17 protein-coding genes are annotated in these 19765 nt (G+C 60.5%); 8 read left to right on the top strand and 9 right to left on the bottom strand.

Going from position 1 to position 19765, the window contains the following annotated elements; all coding sequences use genetic code 11:
• The first annotated feature begins 22 nt into the window (after nt 1–22).
• A complete protein-coding gene (locus ACA046_RS28055; RefSeq protein WP_497675366.1) occupies nt 23–1564 on the top strand; it encodes an alkaline phosphatase D family protein in 1542 nt (513 codons plus the stop codon).
• Between the two features lie 149 nt (nt 1565–1713).
• Here the strand turns inward: ACA046_RS28055 and ACA046_RS28050 are convergent, their stop codons facing one another.
• Together ACA046_RS28050 and ACA046_RS28045 are read right to left on the bottom strand one after the other, a co-directional pair.
• Nucleotides 1714–4239, bottom strand: coding sequence for a PepSY domain-containing protein (locus ACA046_RS28050; protein WP_497675365.1), 2526 nt, complete (start codon nt 4237–4239; stop codon nt 1714–1716).
• A 133-nt stretch (nt 4240–4372) separates the two neighbouring features.
• Nucleotides 4373–6664: a TonB-dependent receptor gene (locus tag ACA046_RS28045; protein WP_497675364.1), complete on the bottom strand. Its 2292-nt coding sequence runs from the start codon at nt 6662–6664 to the stop codon at nt 4373–4375.
• Nucleotides 6665–6883: 219 nt separating this feature from the next.
• Between ACA046_RS28045 and ACA046_RS28040 the strand changes: the two genes are divergently transcribed.
• From ACA046_RS28040 to ACA046_RS28025, 4 genes are all read left to right on the top strand, one after another.
• On the top strand, nt 6884–7564 hold the full coding sequence (locus ACA046_RS28040) for a Fe2+-dependent dioxygenase (RefSeq protein ID WP_167665264.1): 681 nt from the start codon (nt 6884–6886) through the stop codon (nt 7562–7564).
• A gap of 2 nt (nt 7565–7566) precedes the next feature.
• Entirely contained in the window at nt 7567–8352 is a 786-nt protein-coding gene (locus ACA046_RS28035) for a tetratricopeptide repeat protein (RefSeq protein WP_497675363.1), read from the top strand.
• Nucleotides 8353–8418: 66 nt separating this feature from the next.
• Nucleotides 8419–8685, top strand: coding sequence for a CopG family ribbon-helix-helix protein (locus ACA046_RS28030; RefSeq protein ID WP_076016501.1), 267 nt, complete (start codon nt 8419–8421; stop codon nt 8683–8685).
• A complete protein-coding gene (locus ACA046_RS28025; RefSeq protein ID WP_076016502.1) occupies nt 8685–8960 on the top strand; it encodes a type II toxin-antitoxin system RelE/ParE family toxin in 276 nt (91 codons plus the stop codon). The genes ACA046_RS28030 and ACA046_RS28025 overlap by 1 nt, the downstream gene beginning before the upstream one ends.
• A gap of 58 nt (nt 8961–9018) precedes the next feature.
• Here ACA046_RS28025 and ACA046_RS28020 read toward each other — a convergent pair whose 3' ends face one another.
• From ACA046_RS28020 to ACA046_RS28000, 5 genes are all read right to left on the bottom strand, one after another.
• A complete protein-coding gene (locus tag ACA046_RS28020; protein WP_076016503.1) occupies nt 9019–10182 on the bottom strand; it encodes a type III PLP-dependent enzyme in 1164 nt (387 codons plus the stop codon).
• A 474-nt stretch (nt 10183–10656) separates the two neighbouring features.
• A complete protein-coding gene (locus ACA046_RS28015) occupies nt 10657–11814 on the bottom strand; it encodes an osmoprotectant ABC transporter ATP-binding protein OsmV (RefSeq protein ID WP_008437274.1) in 1158 nt (385 codons plus the stop codon).
• Nucleotides 11811–12464, bottom strand: coding sequence for an ABC transporter permease (locus ACA046_RS28010; protein WP_010175055.1), 654 nt, complete (start codon nt 12462–12464; stop codon nt 11811–11813). Before ACA046_RS28010 ends, ACA046_RS28015 begins: the two co-directional genes overlap by 4 nt.
• 11 nt (nt 12465–12475) lie before the next feature.
• On the bottom strand, nt 12476–13369 hold the full coding sequence (locus tag ACA046_RS28005; protein ID WP_459023837.1) for a glycine betaine ABC transporter substrate-binding protein: 894 nt from the start codon (nt 13367–13369) through the stop codon (nt 12476–12478).
• 38 nt (nt 13370–13407) lie between these two features.
• Nucleotides 13408–14160, bottom strand: coding sequence for an ABC transporter permease (locus tag ACA046_RS28000; protein ID WP_232920563.1), 753 nt, complete (start codon nt 14158–14160; stop codon nt 13408–13410).
• 295 nt (nt 14161–14455) lie between these two features.
• Between ACA046_RS28000 and ACA046_RS27995 the strand changes: the two genes are divergently transcribed.
• From ACA046_RS27995 to ACA046_RS27985, 3 genes are all read left to right on the top strand, one after another.
• Nucleotides 14456–16039 carry a peptide chain release factor 3 gene (locus tag ACA046_RS27995; protein ID WP_318304294.1) on the top strand — a complete coding sequence of 528 codons (1584 nt, stop codon included), beginning with the start codon at nt 14456–14458 and terminating at the stop codon, nt 16037–16039.
• A 1011-nt stretch (nt 16040–17050) separates the two neighbouring features.
• Nucleotides 17051–17326 carry a hypothetical protein gene (locus ACA046_RS27990; RefSeq protein WP_076016519.1) on the top strand — a complete coding sequence of 92 codons (276 nt, stop codon included), beginning with the start codon at nt 17051–17053 and terminating at the stop codon, nt 17324–17326.
• 112 nt (nt 17327–17438) lie between these two features.
• Complete coding sequence (locus ACA046_RS27985) at nt 17439–17708, top strand: hypothetical protein (RefSeq protein ID WP_459023832.1); 270 nt, start codon at nt 17439–17441, stop codon at nt 17706–17708.
• A gap of 108 nt (nt 17709–17816) precedes the next feature.
• Here ACA046_RS27985 and ACA046_RS27980 read toward each other — a convergent pair whose 3' ends face one another.
• Nucleotides 17817–18788, bottom strand: coding sequence for a peptide ABC transporter ATP-binding protein (locus ACA046_RS27980; RefSeq protein ID WP_421525982.1), 972 nt, complete (start codon nt 18786–18788; stop codon nt 17817–17819).
• The gene (locus tag ACA046_RS27975) at nt 18788–19756 is read right to left on the bottom strand and encodes an ABC transporter ATP-binding protein (RefSeq protein ID WP_017138287.1); all 969 of its coding nucleotides are present in this window, start codon (nt 19754–19756) and stop codon (nt 18788–18790) included. Before ACA046_RS27975 ends, ACA046_RS27980 begins: the two co-directional genes overlap by 1 nt.
• Nucleotides 19757–19765: the final 9 nt, after the last annotated feature.

Below are 19765 nucleotides of genomic sequence, written 5' to 3'. Positions count from 1 at the left end.
TGCTGCTCGAGAGGGAACCTGCATGACCCACTTCAACCTCGGTCGCCGCCGTGTGATGCAAGCCGTCGGCGCCGGCCTGTTGCTGCCGGGCCTCGCGCCTGCGGTGATCGCCTCGGTCAAGGATCGCCCGCAACTCACCGACGGTGTGCAGTCCGGCGACCTGCTGGGCGACCGCGCGATGATCTGGAGCCGCAGCGACCGCCCGGCGCGGATGGTGGTGGAGTGGGACACCCGCAGTGTGTTCAGCAACCCGCGTAAATTCGTCTCGCCCCTGGCCGACAGCCGCACCGACTTCACCGCCCGTGTCGAACTCACCGGCCTGCCTGTCGACCAGGCGATTTTCTACCGTGTGCACTTCGAAGATGCCCAAACCGGTGTGGCCAGCGAGCCTTGGTTCGGCCACCTGCGCAGCGTGCCGCAGCAACGCCGGGATATCCGTTTCGTGTGGAGCGGCGACACCGTCGGCCAGGGATTCGGCATCAACCCGGACATCGGCGGCATGCGCATCTACGAAGCCATGCGCCTGCGCCTGCCGGACTTCTTTATCCACAGCGGCGACACCATCTACGCCGACGGCCCGGTGCCCGCGCAACTGACCACCGAAGACGGACGCATCTGGCGCAACATCACCACCGAAGCCAAAAGCAAAGTCGCCGAAACCCTGAATGAATACCGTGGCAACTATCGCTACAACCTGATGGACGAAAACGTGCGTCGCTTCAATGCGGAAGTGCCGCAGATCTGGCAGTGGGACGACCACGAAGTGATCAACAATTGGTCGCCGAGCAAGCAACTGGATGAGCGCTACAAGACCCGCGACATCAACACCTTGGTAGGCCGTGCGCGGCAGGCTTGGCTGGAATATTCACCCATGCGCCGGCAAAGCGCCGACCAGGGCGGGCGGATTTATCGCAAGCTCAGCTACGGCCCGTTGCTGGATGTCTTCGTGTTGGACATGCGCAGCTATCGCGGGCCGAACGACGACAACCTGGGCGGCGAAAAACCGTTCCTGGGTCGTGAGCAACTGGACTGGCTCAAGCGCGAATTGAAAGCCTCCCAGGCGCAATGGAAAGTCATTGCTGCGGACATGCCCATTGGCCTTGGCGTGCCCGACGGTGAGGTCAGCCCCGGAGTGCCGCGCTGGGAAGCGATCGCCAACGGCGACCCGGGCCCGGCCCAGGGGCGCGAATTGGAAATCGCCGAATTGCTCGCGTTTTTGCGGGCGCAGAAGGTGCGTAATCACGTGTGGCTCACGGCAGATGTGCATTACTGCGCGGCCCATCACTACCATCCGGATCGGGCGACGTTTCAGGACTTCGAACCGTTCTGGGAGTTTGTCGCCGGGCCACTGAATGCCGGGAGTTTCGGACCTAATCCGCTGGATAAAACCTTTGGCCCGGAAGTGGTGTTCGAGAAGGCTCCGCCCGTGCAGAACACCTCGCCGTTTGCCGGGTTTCAGTTTTTTGGCGAAGTGCAGATTGATGGGCAGACGGCGGAGCTGACGGTGATTTTGCGGGACCTGGATGGGGTGTCGGTGTTTGAGCAGAAGCTGGCGCCAGTGTGATTGCAATGCAATCTACCTACTGAAGAAGAGCCAATGTGGGAGCGGGCTTGCTCGCGAAGGCGGTGTGTCAGTCAACAGATGTATCGACTGATCCACTGCCTTCGCGAGCAAGCCCGCTCCCACATTTTGATCGGCGTATTTTCAGGGGGTCAGTAAACATCCCGGCGATAACGGCCCTGCTCGATCAACCGCTCAACCGCCTCACTGCCCAGCACCTCGTGCAGCACCTGATCCACACCCGCCGCCATCCCCTGCAAACTGCCGCAGACGTAAATCGCGGCGCCCTCGGCAATCCATTTACGCAACACATCCGCCGACTCACGCAGGCGATCCTGAACGTAGATTTTTTCCGCCTGGTCGCGGGAAAACGCCAGGTCCAGCAACGCCAGGTCACCGCTGGCCAGCCAGCCTTGCAGCTCGTCCTGGCAGTGGTAGTCGTGGGCGATATTGCGTTCGCCAAACAGCAGCCAGTTGCGCTGCTGACCGTCGGCAATCCGTGCCTTGAGCAAGCTGCGCAACCCGGCAAGGCCGGTGCCGTTGCCCAGCAGAATCATCGGCACCGGCTCGCTCGGCAGGTGGAAACCACTGTTACGCCGCAGTCGCAGGCTGATGGTCGAGCCCAGCGGTGCATGTTCGGTCAACCAGCCGGAACCCACGCCCACGCTGCCATCGGGGTGACGTTCCTGGCGCACGATCAGCTCCAGCACGCCGTCGCTGGCAATCGAGGCGATGGAGTATTCGCGCATGCTCAACGGCACCAGTGCATTGACCAGCGCCTGGGCATGCAGGCCCACCAGATGCCCGCGATTGTCCGGTAGCTGGCGGCTGGCCAACGCGCGGTCGAGGGTGTATGCCAGGCCGTCGATCACCACACCTTCGCTGCCCGCCAGTCCCAGGCCGTCGAGGAAATGTTCGATGGCCCATGGGCAATTACGCGGCAGCACTTCTACCAGGTCACCGGCCAGCCAATCCCGTGGGGCTGGCGGGGTGAGCCCGAGCAGATAGACGCCGGAGCCGCTGCTGTCCGGATTGAGCAGGGTACGGTGCTTCACGGTCCAGTTTTCATAGGTCGCGGTGGCCCATGCCGCCGCGGGTGCATGGCCGGTCAGTTGGCCGAGTTGTTGTTGCCAGTGCAGCAACGCATCGGTGTCGCCGCTGTCGACTTCCACCGGGGCGAACAGCGGGTTGCCGCCCTGGTTGGTCAGCCAGAAATGCAGGCGCCGGGCGAAGCCGCAGAAGTGTTGGTACTGGCGATCACCCAAGGCCAGCACGGAGTAGTTCAAGCCCTTGAGAGAGAGGTCTTGGCCGAGCACGCTGCGTTCGAACCCCCGGGCGCTGTCCGGCGCTTCGCCGTCGCCGAAGGTGCTGACCACAAACAATGCATTGCTCGACTGGCGCAGATCTTCTTCGCTGACGCTGCCCAACGATTGCACCTTTACCGGCAAACCGGCGGCCTGCAATTGGCCGGCGGTCTGCCAGGCCAGTTGCTCGGCAAAACCGCTCTGGCTGGCAAAGCCGATCAGCCAGGCAGGGGCATCGCTGTGGTTATCGGTCAGGCCTTTACGCGCATCGCGCACCTGGCGCTTTTTGCGGCGGCGGTCCAGGTACAGCAGCCAGCCCGTGATAAAGAACAGCGGCATGAGCAGCGCGGTGAGCGTCAGGCTAATGCGGCCGGGCAGGCCGAAATAACTGCCGGTGTGCAGTGCATAAATGCTGGTCAGGATCTGTGCCTTGAAGCTTTTGCCGGCGTAGGTGTCGTGGGATTTGACCTCGCCGGTGGCCGGGTCGAGGTTGATCTGGTTCAGTGCGCGGTCGTGAGGCGAGGTCTTCAGCAAGTAGTAGACAGTGGCGGGTTGCCCGGCGACCGCTGGCATCCGGATGTTATAGCCGCTCAAACCGGGGCCGGCGTTGCTGTAGATGCTGCTCCAGATCGCGTCGTAATTGGCCACGGGCGCTGGGCCTTCCGGCGCCGGGCCGCGTTTGCGTACGCGTTCGTTTTGCGGGGCGTCGGACAGCATTTTGGTCAGGCCATTGCTGTACCACTCGTAGGACCAGAACAGCCCGGTCAGCGCCGCCAATAGATAGAACAGCAGGCACCAGGTGCCGAACACCGAGTGCAGGTCCCAGTTGAAACTGCGGCCCTTTTTGCGCCAGTCGAGGGTCAGCCATGCGCGCCAGCTGGCCACTTGGCGCGGCCAGCGCAGGTACAAGCCCGAGAGGCAGAAGAACACCAGGATCAGCGTACAGGCGCCGGTGATTTGCCGGCCGGTATCGCCGATGGCGAGGAAGCGGTGCAGTTGCAGCACGAAGCCGAAGAACTCCTGGCCGACGGCGTCGCCCAGGTAGTCGCCGGTGTACGGGTCGAAGTAGCGCATCTGGCCACGACGCTCACCGGGCGGCGGGGTGAACCAGACCTTGGCGGCGTCGGTGCTGTCGGGTTGCACCGTGAGCATCGACACCACTTTGCCTTCACGGGCCTCCAGCAGGCGCACCAGCTCAGCGGGCGGCAGCACGCCGGCCGGACGCTTTTCCACCGTCAACACCGTCGGGTTCAGCAACTCGATGATTTCATCCTGGAACGACACCGTCGCGCCGGTGATCCCCATCAAGGCCAACACCAGCCCGGCGGTAATGCCGAAGAACCAATGCAACTGGAACAGGGTTTTCTTCAACACGTCGTACGGCCTCGTCATCGGTTAGGTGGTTCACGGCGCGCATTATGCCGCGAGTTGTCGAGAAACATTCTTTTTTACACGCAAAAACCCCACGCATCCGATGCGTGGGGTTTTTGCGGTGATTTGTATCGGTTTAGAAATGGAAACTGGTGGTCAGCATTGCTGTGCGGCCCGCTGCCTGGTTGGCGAAGTGTGCCGCGAACGCCTTGTCGTAATACGTCTTGTCGGTGAGGTTTTGCACGTTCAACTGCAGGTCGACGTTCTTGGTCAGCTTGTAGCTGGCCATGGCGTCGTAGCGGGTATAGGACGGCACGTAAACGGTGTTGCCCGCGTCGCCATAGACTTCGTCGACATAGAACGCGCCGCCACCGATGGTCAGCTTTGGTGTCACGTCATAGGTGGTCCACAGGCTGAAGGTGTTCTTCGGCGTGTTGGGCATCTGGTTGCCTTTGTTGGAGCCGGCACTGACGACGCCGTTACGGCCGTTCAAGCCTGGGTCCACCAGTTCGCTTTTCAGGTAGCTGTAGCCAGCGAACACTTGCCATTGATCGGTGAGCTTGCCGCTGGCGGACAACTCCAGACCGTCGACGCGGGATTCGCCGCCGTTTTCATAGGTCAGCGCATCCACCAGGATTCGCGTGTTTTTCTTCTCGGTGCGGAACACCGCGGCGGTCAGAGACAGGCGGTCGTGGAACATGTCCCACTTGGTGCCCAGTTCGTAGTTGACGGTTTCTTCGGGCTTCAGGTCGCTGGCAGCGGCGCCGGCAGACAGCGGGTTGCCATCGGCACCTTCGCCCACCAGGCCGCCGGCGGGCGATGCCGAAGTGGCGTAGGACGCGTAGATGCTGCCGTTCTCCACCGGCTTCCAGACCAGGCCGGCCTGCCAGTTGAAGAACTGGCTGTCGTCCTTGATCTTGCTGCGTGCCTTGACGGTAGCGCTTGGCACCGCGTTGGTGTTGGCCACGGTGTCGAAGGTGTCGTAGCGCAGGCCGACGTTCAGCAGCCATTGCGGGTCCAGCTCAATGGTGTCGAACACATAGGCCGCGCGGCTGGTGGCTTTGGTGTTGGTACCGTTGTAGTTGCGCGCGATGCTGCTGGTCCACGGATCGCCCGGGTTCGGGTTGCTCAACGACGTACAGCTGGGCGCGGTGCCGGGGTTGCACACTTGCGCGTTGTTGGAGTTGCCGAAGTTGTAGCCGCTGACACGGGTTTCTTCACCGGTAAATTCCAGGCCAGTGGAGTAAGAGTGCTTGAAGCCCAGGGCCTGGAAGCTGCCAAACAGATCCGTCTGGTTGGTGGTGGTTTCGGTGGTGGACACGCGTGCGTTGGCGCGGCGCCATACGGTGCCGAACTGGCTGACATTACGCTTGCTGTCGTCCGGTTGCGTGAGGATGTAGTCCTGCCCGGTGTTGCCATGGCGCAGGGTGTTTTTCAGCGTCATGTTGTCGTTCAGGTCGTGCTCGATGGAGACCGTACTGATGTCGGCGCGGGTCTTGCGGAAGTCGCGGCTCTTCAGGCCGTAGAAGTTATTGCTGTCACCGCCATCGGTGGGTTTGTCATGCACGTGGGCGGTGGCGGTCGGCGAGCTGTAGCCATACGGAATCCCCGAATCCGGCAGGTCGTTGCTTTCCATGTGGTAGTAGCTGAGGTTGACGCGGGTCGGGGTGCCCAGGCCAAAGGTCAGCGACGGGGCCACGCCCCAACGGTCGTAGTTGACGGCGTCACGCCCGGCGACGTTCTGTTCGTGGCTCATCAGGTTCAGGCGGAACGCCGCGCTGTCGAGGAACTGACGGTTGACGTCGAGCACGTAGCGGCGGGTCTGGTCGGAGCCGTAGGTGAAGCCGCCATTGGTGAAGTCTCGCGCCTGTGGCGTCTTGCTCACCAGGTTGAGGCTGCCGCCAGCCGAGCCGCGGCCGCCGAAGGACGAATTGGGACCTTTGCTGACTTCGATGGACTCGATGTCGAAGATCTCGCGGCTCTGGCCGCCGGTGTCGCGCACGCCGTCGAGGTAAGTGTCGCCCTGGGCGTCAAAGCCGCGAATGAACGGACGGTCGCCCTGTGGGTTGCCGCCTTCACCGGCGCCGAAGGTAATCCCCAGCACGGTGCGCAAGGCATCCTGCAACGAGGTGGCGGCGGTGTCCTTGAGGACTTGCTGCGGCACAACGGTGACGGAGCGCGGGGTGTCTACCAGCGGTGCGGTGTACTTTTGCGAAGAGGCTTTGTCGACCTGGTAGGACGTGCTGTCCTGTTCCTGGCCGGTGATGCTGGTGGCTCCCAGGGAAATGCTGTTGCGCTCGCCTTTCTGCTCGGTGTTTTCAGCCGCTTGCGCCAGTTGGGCGGCAGAGCTTGCGCTGATGGCAACGCCGATGGCCGAGGCCAGCAAACGCGGTGAACTGGCAGGTGTTTTTATCGAAGTGCGCGGCATGAAAGTGTCCTTTCCCCAAGGAGGTGAGGCCGCGGAATATAGGGAGAACAAGACTATATATCAATTGCGATACATTACTATTCGCACTGAATTTACGTTCTTTACACTTTTTGCTTACGGTTTTTACATTCTCGTTCGTCTATTGCGCGGCAGTAGGGTTGTACACAGTCAATAAGAATCACTACCATTGGCGCCTCACTGTTTTCAGGTAACGCCCCCATGTTGCTGCACGTTCCCGGCCTGTTCTCTCGCGAGGAAGTGCTGCGCATCCGCGAAGCCCTGACGCACACCGAGTGGGCCGACGGCAAAATCACTGCCGGGCATCAATCGGCCAAGGCCAAACACAATCTGCAACTGCCGGAAGGCCACCCACTGGCGCAGGAAATTGGCGCAGCGATTCTTGATCGCCTGTGGAAAAATCCGCTGTTCATGTCAGCGGCGTTACCGCACAAGGTCTTCCCTCCGTTGCTCAACTGTTACACCGCCGGTGGCAGTTTCGACTTTCATATCGACAATGCCGTGCGCCAGTCCAAGGGCAGCCACGAGCGCGTGCGCACTGACCTTTCCTCCACGGTATTTTTCAGCGACCCCGACGACTACGACGGCGGCGAGCTGGAAATCCAGGACACCTTCGGCCTGCAGCGGGTCAAGTTGCCGGCGGGCGACATGGTGCTGTACCCCGGCTCCAGCCTGCACAAAGTCAACGCCGTGACCCGTGGCGCACGCTACGCCTCGTTTTTCTGGACCCAAAGCCTGGTGCGCGAAGACAGCCAGCGCACGCTGCTGTTCGAGATGGACGGTGCGATCCAGCAACTGAGTCGGGACGTGCCCGACCACCCGGCGCTGATCCAGCTCACCGGTACCTATCACAACCTGCTGCGCCGCTGGGTTGAGGTCTGAGCGTGGGCTTTTTATTGCGCCGTGAAGAAGTCCTCAACGTTGAGCAACTGCAGTCCATGCTCGACGATTCCCCGGCGCGCGCCGCCCAGGCGATTTTGATCGCCGCGAAAGAGGGCGTTTTGGATGCCCAGGCGCTGCTCGGGCAGATCCTGCTGGAAGGGCGCGGCATCGAGCGCGATGAAGCACTGGCGGTGCGCTGGTTCCGGATCGCGGCCCACGGTGGGCATTTGATGGCGCGCAATATGCTCGGGCGTTGCCTGGAGCATGGTTGGGGGTGTGGGGCGGATGCCGTGGCGGCAGCGCGGGAATATCGTCTGGCGGCCGAGGCCGGTCTGGATTGGGGGTTGTACAACTACGCCAACCTGCTGGCGACCGGGCGCGGGGTTGCCGAGGACCAAAACCAGGCGCTGGCGTGTTATCGACAGGCGGCGGAACTGGGCCATGCCAAGTCGATGAACCTGCTGGGGCGTTATCTGGAAGAAGGGCAGCACTGCCCGAGGGATCTGGAGGCGGCGGTGGCGTGGTATCACCGGTCAGCAGAAGGCGGGGATTTTCGCGGGCAGTTCAGTTATGCGGCGGTGTTGGCGGACCGGGGCGAGTTAGAAACGGCACTGGAATGGTTGCGCAAGGCACTGGCGGGCGGGAATTTGAAGTTCTTGCGGGTGGCTTACAGCGCGTTGGTAAAGGCAGCACAACCTGAAATCAGGCTTTTGGCCAAGGATTATCAACTGCGTGCGATTCAACTAAACGATGAGCGGCAGAATACTGAGGTTGCTGCACAAGTTTAAATCACTATGATTGGCTCTGATTCATTCTTAATCGGCTGTGTGTTACGCACCAGCGAAGGAGATTTTATGGGCGCCGATACCAAAGTCCTGACAGCTCACGTTCCAGCGGCGCTGGCTCAAAAAGTTGATCAGATGGCAGCGCGAATGGACCGCTCACGCGGTTGGATCGTCAAGCAGGCCCTTGCCGACTGGGTCGATCAAGAAGAGGAGCGCAGCCGGCTTACGCGAGAGGCTATGGCGGATGTCGATACCGGTCGCGTAATAGACCAGCATGCGGTTCAAGCTTGGGCTGATAGCCTGAGTACTGATAACCCGCTTCCGGTACCGCGCTGATGGAGTTGAAATGGACGAGTAAGGCCTTATCAGATCTGGCTCGACTTTTCGATTTTCTCTCCGTTGTAAATCGGTCGGCAGCTGCGCGTACCGTGCAATCACTTTCTCAGGCTCCCATCAGTTTGCTGAGCAATCCGCGAATCGGCGAACGCATTGAAGAGTTCGAGCCGCGAGATGTGAGAAGGCTGTTGGTCGGACACTATGAGATGCGCTACGAGATTCAGCAGTCGACGATTTATATTTTGCGCTTATGGCACGTTCGCGAAGATCGTTGAGAATTGAGACCCATAAAAAAACCCATGACGCGTCATGGGTTTTTTGTTTGCCGCCGGCTTACAGGTAGAACGATTTCAACGGCGGGAAGCCATTGAATTCAACAGCGCTGTAGCTGGTGGTGTACGCACCGGTAGACAACCAGTACATCCGGTCACCAATCGCCAGGTTCAGCGGCAGGCCGTACTTGTAGTTCTCGTACATGATGTCGGCGCTGTCGCAGGTGGGGCCCGCGATGACCACTTCTTCCATCTCGCCTTTCTTCTCGGTCCAGATCGGGAACTTGATGGCTTCGTCCATGGTTTCGATCAGGCCGGAGAATTTGCCCACGTCGGTGTATACCCAACGCTCGACGGCGGTGCGGGATTTACGCGCAACCAGTACCACCTCGCTGACCAGGATGCCGGCGTTGGCGATCAACGAACGGCCCGGCTCCAGGATGATTTCCGGCAGGTCGTCACCGAAATCTTCCTTGAGGAAGCGGATGATTTCTTCTGCGTAGGTTTCCAGGCTGTTGGTGCGGGTGATGTAGTTGGCCGGAAAGCCGCCGCCCATGTTGATCAGCTTGAGGTGGATGCCGTCTTCTTCCTTCAGGCGCTCGAAGATCACTTTGACCTTGGCGATCGCCGCGTCCCACACGCTGATGTCACGCTGTTGCGAGCCGACGTGGAAGGAGATGCCGTAAGGCACCAGGCCCAGGTCGCGGGCGAGGATCAGCAGGTCCATGGCCATGTCGGTCTGGCAGCCGAATTTGCGCGACAGCGGCCAGTCGGCCGTGGTCGAGCCTTCGGTGAGGATACGTACATACACTTTCGAACCCGGGGCGGCCTTGGCGATGTTGCGCAGGTCGGCTTCGGAATCGGTGGAGAACAGGCGCACGCCCTTCTCGTAGAAGTAGCGGATGTCCTTGGATTTCTTGATGGTGTTGCCGTAGCTGATACGGTCGGCGCTGACGCCGCGATCCATCACCTTGTCCAGCTCGTAGATCGACGCGATGTCGAAGCTCGAACCCTTGTCTTTGAGCAGGTCGATGATCTCGACGGCCGGGTTGGCCTTGACGGCGTAGTACACCTTGGCGAATTCGAAACCGGCGCGCAGGTCATCGTAGGCCTGGCTGATCATTGCGGTGTCGATCACCACGAACGGGGTTTCTTGCTTGTCGGCAAACGCCTTCATTTTGTCAAAAGTGGCGCGTGCGAAATAGTCTTCGACGTTAATCGACATGCTGGGAACTCCTAAGGGCAAACTAAATTGATCAATGGGTGCAAATGAACGTCCTCCGTATCCCCACTTTGGTTCGCCTACTTCCCAAGGCATGTCGCCGAAAGCAAAAAGGCCATGGGATCAACCGCTTCCCTTGGCCTTGCTGTCTCGTCGTCAGTACTTGAGCCGGATGGATCGTTTCCAGCATGGACGTTCGGCGCGAACTTTAGGACGTGAGGGGCTATAGATCAACTAAAAATGTCGCGTTTTTGCACGCGTTCGTCGTGAGGCCGTGTGCAGCTACTTATGTAACCGACCGGTATGACGGATTGATGTTCCCCGGGAGGGGCAATTTGAGGTGTTTCAGGCACAGTGAAGATCCAATGTGGGAGCGGGCTTGCTCGCGAATGCGGTGTATCAGCCAATGCATCCGGTGACTGACACTCCGCCTTCGCGAGCAAGCCCGCTCCCACATTTTGACCGCGGTGTGTCAGGTCATGCGAGCGCAGTCTCCGCAGGCGACACAATACTGGTCTTGCCCCCACGGGACTTACCGGAACTCAGGTACTCGGCAATCGACTCCTGGGTGACTTCCCCCAGGAACACCCGCTCCGCATCCATCACCGGCAACCACGAGCGGTTGAACTCGTACATGCGCGACAACAGGATGCGCAAATGCTCGTCATACGCCGCCGTGGCGTTGAACTCGCGCAGGTATTGGCCGCAGGTACCGGTCTGACGATGCAGGTCGCGACGTCGCACATAACCCAGAGCCTTATTCTCGGCATCGGTAACCACCACGTAGCGACGGTCGAGTTCGTCCATCTGCTCCAGGGCATCCGCCACTGGCGTCTCCGGGCTGACCGACGGCGCGTTGTCCGCCGCATCTTCGGCTTTCACCAGCAACAGACGCTTGAGGGTGCTGTCCTGGCCAACGAAATTGCTGACGAACTCGTCGGCAGGGTGGGCCAGCAGGGTGTCCGGGTGATCGATCTGCAGCAGCTTGCCGGCACGGAAGATCGCGATTTTGTCGCCCAGCTTGATGGCTTCGTCGATGTCGTGGCTGACCATGATCACAGTCTTGTTCAGCGCGCGTTGCATCTCAAAGAATTCGTTCTGGATCATCTCGCGGTTGATCGGGTCGACCGCGCCGAACGGCTCATCCATCAGCAGCAACGGGGCATCCGCCGCCAGTGCACGGATCACGCCGATCCGCTGTTGCTGGCCGCCGGACAGTTCACGCGGGTAGCGGTGCAGGTATTGCTTGGGTTCCAGCTTGATCATGCTCATCAATTCGCGGGCGCGGTCATGGCATTTCTGCTTGTCCCAGCCCAGCAACTTGGGCACCACCACGATGTTCTCTTCGATGGTCATGTTCGGGAACAAACCGATCTGCTGGATCACGTAGCCGATGTTGCGACGCAGGGTCACTTCGTCCAGGTCGGTGGTGTCTTCACCGTTGATCAGGATCTTGCCCGAGGTCGGCTTGATCAGGCGGTTTATCATTTTCAGCGTGGTGCTCTTGCCGCAGCCCGACGGGCCGAGGAATACGCAAATTTCGCCTTCGTTGACGGTCAGGCTTACGGAATCAACGGCGGTAATGGTCTTACCGTTGCTTTGGAAGGTCTTGGTCAGGTTTTGAAGTTCGATCATTTGAGCAGTCCTTTTGGAGTCAGCGTGCGTTGCAGCCATTGCAGAAGCAGGTCGGCGAAGATGGCCAGGAGACTGACCAGTACGGCGCCAACGATCAGCATCGACATGTCGCTGCGGCTGATGGAAGCCAGAATTAGTACACCCAGGCCACCGGCGCCGATGGTGGCGGCGATGGTCATCACACCAATGTTCATCACCACGGCGGTGCGCACACCGGCGAGGATCACCGGCACGGCAATCGGCAACTCGACCATGCGCAGGCGCTGGCCGAAGGTCATGCCGATGCCTTTGGCGGCTTCGCGGATGCCTGGCTCAACGCCGGTGAGGGCGAGGTAGGTGTTACGCATGATGGGCAGCAGGGAATAGAGGAACACGGCGGTGATCGCCGGCATCGGCCCCAGGCCCTGGCCGAATTTGGAGTAGAACGGCAGCAGCAGGCCGAACAGCGCAATCGACGGCACGGTCAGCAGCACCGTGGCGCTGGCTTGCAACGGGCCGGCCAAGGTCGGGAAGCGAGTCATCAGCACGCCCAGAGGCACGCCTACGACGATTGCCAGGATCACTGCAATGCCGACCAGGGTGATGTGCTGCCAGGTCAGTTGCAGGACGAGTGCCCAATCAAGATGGGAAAAGGCGTTCAGGAATTCCATGTCTTCTCCTCTTAGTTGATCGGATGCTGGCGCAGGAAATCTGCGGCCACAGCGGATGGGCTTTCATGGTCGACATCGACCCGCGCATTCAGCTGGCGCATGGTTGCGTCGTCGAACAGCGCGGCCAAGGGCGCAAGGTCAGCGGCCAGTTGCGGGTGAGCGTCGAGGTAAACCTGGCGCACCACGGGGGCTGCGGTGTAGTCCGGGAAGTAATGCTTGTCGTCATCCAGCAGCTTCAATTTGAAGGCGTTCAAGCGGCCGTCGGTGGTGTAGACCAAACCGGCAAACACCTGGCCATTACGCAGCGCGGTGTAGACCAGACCGGCGTCCATCTGCCGGGTGTTTTTGCGGGTCAGGTTCATGTCGTACAGTTTGACCATGCCGGCCATGCCGTCGGAACGGTTGGCGAACTCGGTGTCCAGGGCCACCAGGCGGTTTTCCTTGGTTTTCTCGGCCAGTGCCGCAGTCAGGTCGCTGATGCTGTTGATCTGCGGGAATTCCTTGGCCACGTTCTCTGGCAATGCCAGCGCGTAGGTGTTGCTGAATTTCGACGGGGAGAGCCAGACCAGGCCTTTTTTCGCATCGAGTTCTTTCACCCGGGCGTAGGACTGTTCGCTGTCGAGCTTCTCGTCGACATGGTTATAGGCCACCAGCGAAACGCCGGTGTATTCCCAGATCAGGTCAAGTTGCCCGCTTTCCTGGGCACTGCGCGCCAGGTTGCTGCCCAGGCCGCCGGTCACACGGGTGTCGTAACCCTTGGTGCGCAGGTACTGGGAAGTGATTTCGGCGAGCAGGGTCTGTTCAGTGAACACCCGGGCGCCGATACGAATGACCGGTTTTTCAGCGGCTTGCGCAAACCCTGCGAACAGCAGGACGCAGCTCAATATCAATGTCAGTTTTTTCATGTGAATTCCTGTTTCAGGCCTAAGACGGGGCCAAAGCCTTAAGACGGACGCAACCCGCGTTCCAGCCAAAGGCGGCTGGCCATGGTCACCAGACCGTCGAGCAGCAAGGCCAGCAGCGCGGTGCACGCAGCGCCGAGCAGCAGTTGCGGCTGATTGTTCAGGGCGATGCCGGGGAAAATCAGGCTGCCCAGGCTGTTGGCGCCAATCAGGAACGCCAGGGGCGCGGTACCGACGTTGATTGCCAGCGCGACGCGCACACCGCCGATGATGATCGGCACAGCGTTGGGCAGTTCCACGCGAAACAGCACCTGGCGCGGCGTCATGCCGATGCCGACGGCGGCTTCTTTCAGGGAACCTTGAACGTTTTTCAGGCCTTCATAAGTGTTGCGCACGATGGGCAGCAACGAGGCGAGGAACAGCGCGAAGATCGCGGGGCCGCTGCCGATGCCAAGGACACCGAGGGCGATGGCCAGTACGGCCAGGGGAGGGACGGTATTGCCGATGTTGAAGATCTGCATGAAGCGTTCTGCGCGCCCGACCATATTCGGTCGGCTGAGCAGGATACCGGCGGGAATCCCTACGATCAGGGCGGCCAGCATCGAAACAAGGACGAGGATCAAGTGAGCTTGCAGGTAAAACAACAAATCGTCGCGGTACAGTTCGATCGTGTTGATGCCGATCCAGTGGACCAGCAGGGCCAGGAGAGCGACGACAACCGCTCCTCCTATCAGCCCTTTGCCATAGCGAATAGCCACAGGCGGACTCCTTTTTTCTTCTGTCGGCGAACACATTTCCGAGCGGCAATGCCATTCCTGGCTGCCTCTGAATGTGGTCGCGAAATGCAGCTCGCCAATACCGGCAACGCGGTATGAGGTCGAGCCATGAGCGCAGCCTCGTCAGGCTAACTTGCTGATTTTTCAGCCCCTGTTACGAGTGCGATAGCAGGGGAGTGGACGTCTCTACCTTTTAAAAGGTTCCACACTTGGCAGCAATTAGCCACCCCCAATGGGGTGAACGGTGGTCTGTACCCCCGGGTTTGCGCTATACTCGCCGCCCTTTTTTGACTCACCTGCCAGGCGATTTCCCATGACCCACCAGGCCGCCGAAGTCGCGAAACGCCGCACTTTCGCCATTATTTCCCACCCCGATGCCGGTAAAACCACCATCACCGAAAAGCTGTTGCTGATGGGCAAGGCGATCGCGGTGGCCGGCACGGTGAAATCCCGTAAATCCGACCGCCACGCCACCTCCGACTGGATGGAAATGGAAAAGCAGCGTGGTATCTCGATTACCACGTCGGTCATGCAGTTCCCGTATCGCGACCACATGATCAACCTGCTCGACACCCCGGGCCACGAAGACTTCTCCGAAGACACCTACCGCACCCTGACCGCGGTTGACTCTGCACTGATGGTCCTCGACGGCGGTAAAGGCGTTGAGCCACGGACCATCGCGCTGATGGACGTCTGCCGTCTGCGGGACACGCCGATTGTCAGCTTTATCAACAAACTCGACCGTGACATCCGCGATCCGATCGAACTTCTGGACGAAATCGAAGCCGTCCTGAAGATCAAGGCCGCGCCGATCACCTGGCCGATTGGTTGCTACCGCGACTTCAAGGGCGTGTACCACCTGGCCGACGACTACATCATTGTGTACACCGCCGGCCATGGCCACGAACGTACCGATGTGAAAATCATCGAGAAGCTCGACTCCGACGAAGCCCGCGCCCACCTGGGTGACGAGTACGACCGGTTTGTCGACCAGTTGGAACTGGTGCAGGGCGCCTGCCACGAGTTCAACCAGCAGGAATTCCTCGACGGCCAGCTGACGCCGGTGTTCTTCGGTACTGCCCTGGGTAACTTCGGTGTCGATCACGTGCTCGACGCCGTGGTCAATTGGGCACCCAAGCCGCTGGCACGTGTTGCCAACGAGCGTACCGTTGAACCCGTGGAAGAGAAGTTTGCCGGCTTCGTGTTCAAGATCCAGGCGAACATGGACCCGAAACACCGTGACCGTATCGCCTTTATGCGTATCTGCTCCGGCAAATATGAAAAAGGCATGAAGATGCGCCACGTGCGTACCGGCAAGGACGTGCGCATCGGCGACGCCTTGACCTTCTTCTCCTCCGAGCGTGAGCAGCTGGAAGAAGCGTTTGCCGGTGACATCATCGGCTTGCACAACCACGGCACCATCCAGATCGGCGACACCTTCACCGAAGGCGAAGTGCTGGGCTTCACCGGTATCCCGCACTTCGCCCCGGAACTGTTCCGCCGCGTACGCCTGCGTGACCCGTTGAAATCCAAGCAACTGCGCCAGGGTTTGCAGCAGTTGGCGGAAGAGGGCGCCACCCAGGTGTTCTTCCCGGAGCGCAGCAACGACATCATCCTCGGCGCCGTCGGTGTGCTGCAGTTCGATGTGGTGGCCAGCCGTTTGAAAGAGGAATACAAGGTCGAATGCTCCTACGAGCCGATCACCGTGTACTCCGCGCGCTGGATTGATTGCAGCGATAAGAAGAAGCTGGAAGAGTTCAAGGTCAAGGCTGTGGAAAACCTCGCGATCGACGGCGGTGGTCACCTGACCTACCTGGCCCCGACCCGGGTCAACCTGGCGCTGATGGAAGAGCGTTGGCCGGATGTGAAATTCCGCGCGACTCGCGAACACCATTAAGGGTTAGCGGTGGACGAAAGGGCGAGGCTGTCATGGCTTCGCCCTTTTTTGTGTGGGCAGGGTTAGGTGGGGTGTATATCCGTTATTTGGGTGATGGCTTGTATGGGTTCCGCTCTTACAGCGGCTCACTTTTGAAAAGCGCAAAAGTAAGCAAAACGCTCTTGCCCCACCACTCGGCACCTCGCTTGGGCTCGGTGTGCCCGCACTCCGGCAGCACGAAGCGGGCCGCCGCGACGGGGCGTCCCTGCCCCGTCGCGGCTAAACCGGCGTCCTGCCGGTTTACCCGCTCCGTACTGCCTACGTTCGGCCAGCGTGGTTTAACGGGGCGCCTAAGATCAAAATCAAAAGCAGATCAACAGCACAGCGGCCTACCGGCCGGCTTGAGTGTGGTGAAGCAACAGCAACAGCAAAATCAGAAGCGGGCACGGTTCAAATGTGGGAGCGGGCTTGCTCGCGAAGGTCGTTAACGATGACGCGGGCATCCTGATTCAACGCGGCGGTCTCAGGTTTTTCGCGAGCAAGCCCGCTCCCACAGAAAAGCAGATCTGCGTCCGCTTTGGATCGTGCCTCTGCTTTTAACACTCAAGCCGGCCGGTAGGCCGCTGTGCTTTTGCTGTTGATCTTGATCTGACTGCCCCAATAAGCCCGAGGCCGAACGCAGGTATTGCGGAGCGGGTAAACCGGCAGGACGCCGGTTTAGCCGCGCCGGGCCATGGATGGCCCGTCGCGGCGGCCCGCGGAGCAATGCCGGAGTGAGGGAACACCGAGCCTAAGCGAGGTGCCGACAGGCGGGGCAGAGCCCTTTGCTTACTTTGGGGCTTTTCCAAAGTGAGCCGCTGTAAGAGCGGAACCATAAGCCGCCGTTACCGAAGAAACGGATATGTACTCAACCCACCCCAACAGAGCCCTCTGCACAAGGTATGTACATACTCAAGCTCTATTGGCGAAACACGCGCATTGAGACTAGCGTCTTGAGTACGGGATGTACTCACCGGCAGGAGGGAAATGAGCATGCGTGTTTTACCGCGGGTCGTGTTGTTATTGAAAGTGCTGGCACTGGCGTCCCTGGGCATATCGTCAGCCTGGGCGCATCAGCCGGCGCAGGGCGAGATGCTATTGGCCGCTACAGGGGACCAAACCTGGAAAGACACAGGCAAGACCAGCGGCACCAAGGAAAGCAACTCCGGCAGCTGGAAGCCACAAACCAGCACCACCAGCAGCGATGACGCCGAGAACCCGGATAACGAGGGTGAAGACAGCCAAACCTACGACGATGGCAATAGTTGAGTGAGCCGCCGGACTGCGCTGGCGAAAACCCTGCATGGGGACTAACTTCAACGCTGACGGCGGAAAAAGGCTGTCGTGCGGGATTTACTTACTGACTGGACGGAAATCGACCATGAGTATCTTTCAACGTGTGGTGCTGTTGCTCAAAGTGCTGGTGATGTTGTCGCTGGGCATGTCCTCCGCGTGGGCCACTACGGCCGTGCAAAGCCATTCCACGGGGTTTGTGGCAGCGAAGACGGTACAGGCAGGTGGTTTGCAGCTGGCCAAGAGTGAATCCGAGCCTGGTGACGAGGACCAGGGCGGCTCCAAGGATGATGATGATCAACAAACACCGCCGGATGACGATGATAGCGATGCGGGTGATGGTGACAGCGATACTTGAGTCGCGCTAAAAAAAAGCCCCTCTTGCCAGACAGATGCGCTATCCGGCGAGAGGGGCTGTAGAACACAGTCGATGCCCTGGGCTTAACCCCAGGGCATTTTTTGTGGGTCAGACCACGAACTGTTCCGCGTAGTGGCACGCCACCTGGCGGTTGTCGAGTGGTCGCAGCGCCGGTTCATCGGTGCTGCACAGTTGGGTCGCGTACGGGCAGCGCTTGTGGAAGGCGCAGCCAGACGGCGGGTTCAGCGGGTTGGGCAGCTCGCCGACGATCTTGATCTTCGGCTTGTTCGGGTCCGGATGAATGGTCGGGGTCGCCGACAGCAGCGCCTGGGTGTACGGGTGCAGCGGGCGTGCGTAGATGTCTTCCTTCGGACCGACTTCAACCGGGCGGCCGAGGTACATCACCATTACGTCGTCGGCGACGTGTTGCACCACCGCGAGGTTGTGGGAGATGAACACGTAGGCGGTGTTGAATTCCTGCTGCAGGTCCATGAACAGGTTGAGCACCTGGGCCTGGATCGATACGTCCAGCGCCGAGGTCGGTTCATCCGCCACCAGCACTTTCGGTTGCAGCATCATCGCCCGGGCCAGTGCGATCCGCTGGCGCTGGCCACCGGAGAACATGTGCGGGTAGCGCTGATAATGCTCAGGGCGCAGGCCCACTTGCTTCATCATCGCCTGGACCTTTTCCCGGCGTTCGGCGGCGGACAGGTTGGTGTTGATCAGCAGCGGCTCGCCCAGTTGGTCACCGACTTTCTGGCGCGGGTTCAACGAAGCGTATGGGCTCTGGAACACCATCTGCACGTCTTTGCGCAATTGCTTGCGCTGGGCCTTGTCGGCGCCGGCAACTTCCTGGCCGGCGATTTTCAGCGAGCCGGAAGACGGTTCTTCGATCAGTGTCAGGGCGCGGGCCAGGGTGGATTTGCCGCAACCGGATTCGCCCACGACCGCGAGGGTCTTGCCGGCTTCCAGCTCGAACGACACACCATTGAGCGCACGCACCAGGGCGTGGCCCTTGAACAGGCCACGGGACACTTCGTAGTGACGGGTCAGGTCGCGGGCGGTAAGTACGACGGCCATTACGCCACCTCCTGATTCAGCGGGTAGAAGCAGCGGGCGAGGCTGTTGCTTTTCGGGTCAAGGCCCGGGCGTTGGGCGCGGCAGGATTCCTGCACGTACGGGCAGCGTGGCGACAGCAGGCAACCCTGCGGGCGGTCATAACGGCCGGGAACGATACCCGGCAGCGTGGCCAGGCGCGTGGCGCCCAGGCTGTGCTCGGGAATCGCCTTGAGCAGCGCTTCGCTGTACGGGTGCGCCGGGATGTCGAACAACTGTGGCACTTGGCCGACTTCCACGGCTTGGCCGGCGTACATCACACACACGCGCTGGGCGGTTTCAGCCACCACCGCGAGGTCGTGGGTGATCAGCACCAGGCCCATGTTCTGCTCTTTCTGCAAGGCCAGCAGCAGTTCCATGATCTGGGCCTGGATGGTCACGTCGAGTGCAGTGGTCGGTTCATCGGCAATCAGCAGTTTCGGCTCGCCGGCGATGGCCATGGCGATAGCCACACGCTGGCTCATACCACCGGACAACTGGTGCGGGTAGGCATCCATACGGCTGGCTGCGCCTGGGATTTCCACCTTTTCGAGCAGTTCGATGGCGCGCTTGCGCGCTTGCTTGCCGGACATTTTCAAATGCAGGCGCAGCACTTCTTCGATTTGGAAACCCACGGTGTAGCTGGGGTTCAGGGCGGTCATCGGGTCCTGGAAGACCATCGCCAAGTCTTTACCGACGATCTGCCGGCGCTGGCGGTTGCTCAGCTTGAGCATGTCCTTGCCGTCGAAGTTCAGGGCGTCGGCAGTGACGATGCCGGGGTGCTCGATCAGGCCCATCAGCGCCATCATGGTCACGGATTTACCCGAACCCGACTCGCCAACGATCGCCAGTACTTCGCCTTTGTCGACGGAGATGTCGAGGCCATCGACCACCGGCACGGCGGTCTTGTCGCCGAAGCGGACATTGAGATTCTTGATTTCTAGCAGTGACATGGGAATCTC

The organism is Pseudomonas sp. LBUM1641 (assembly GCF_059716235.1).
The sequence above is the reverse complement of the archived record's forward strand: the minus strand, read 5'-3'. Positions and strand labels throughout refer to the sequence as shown.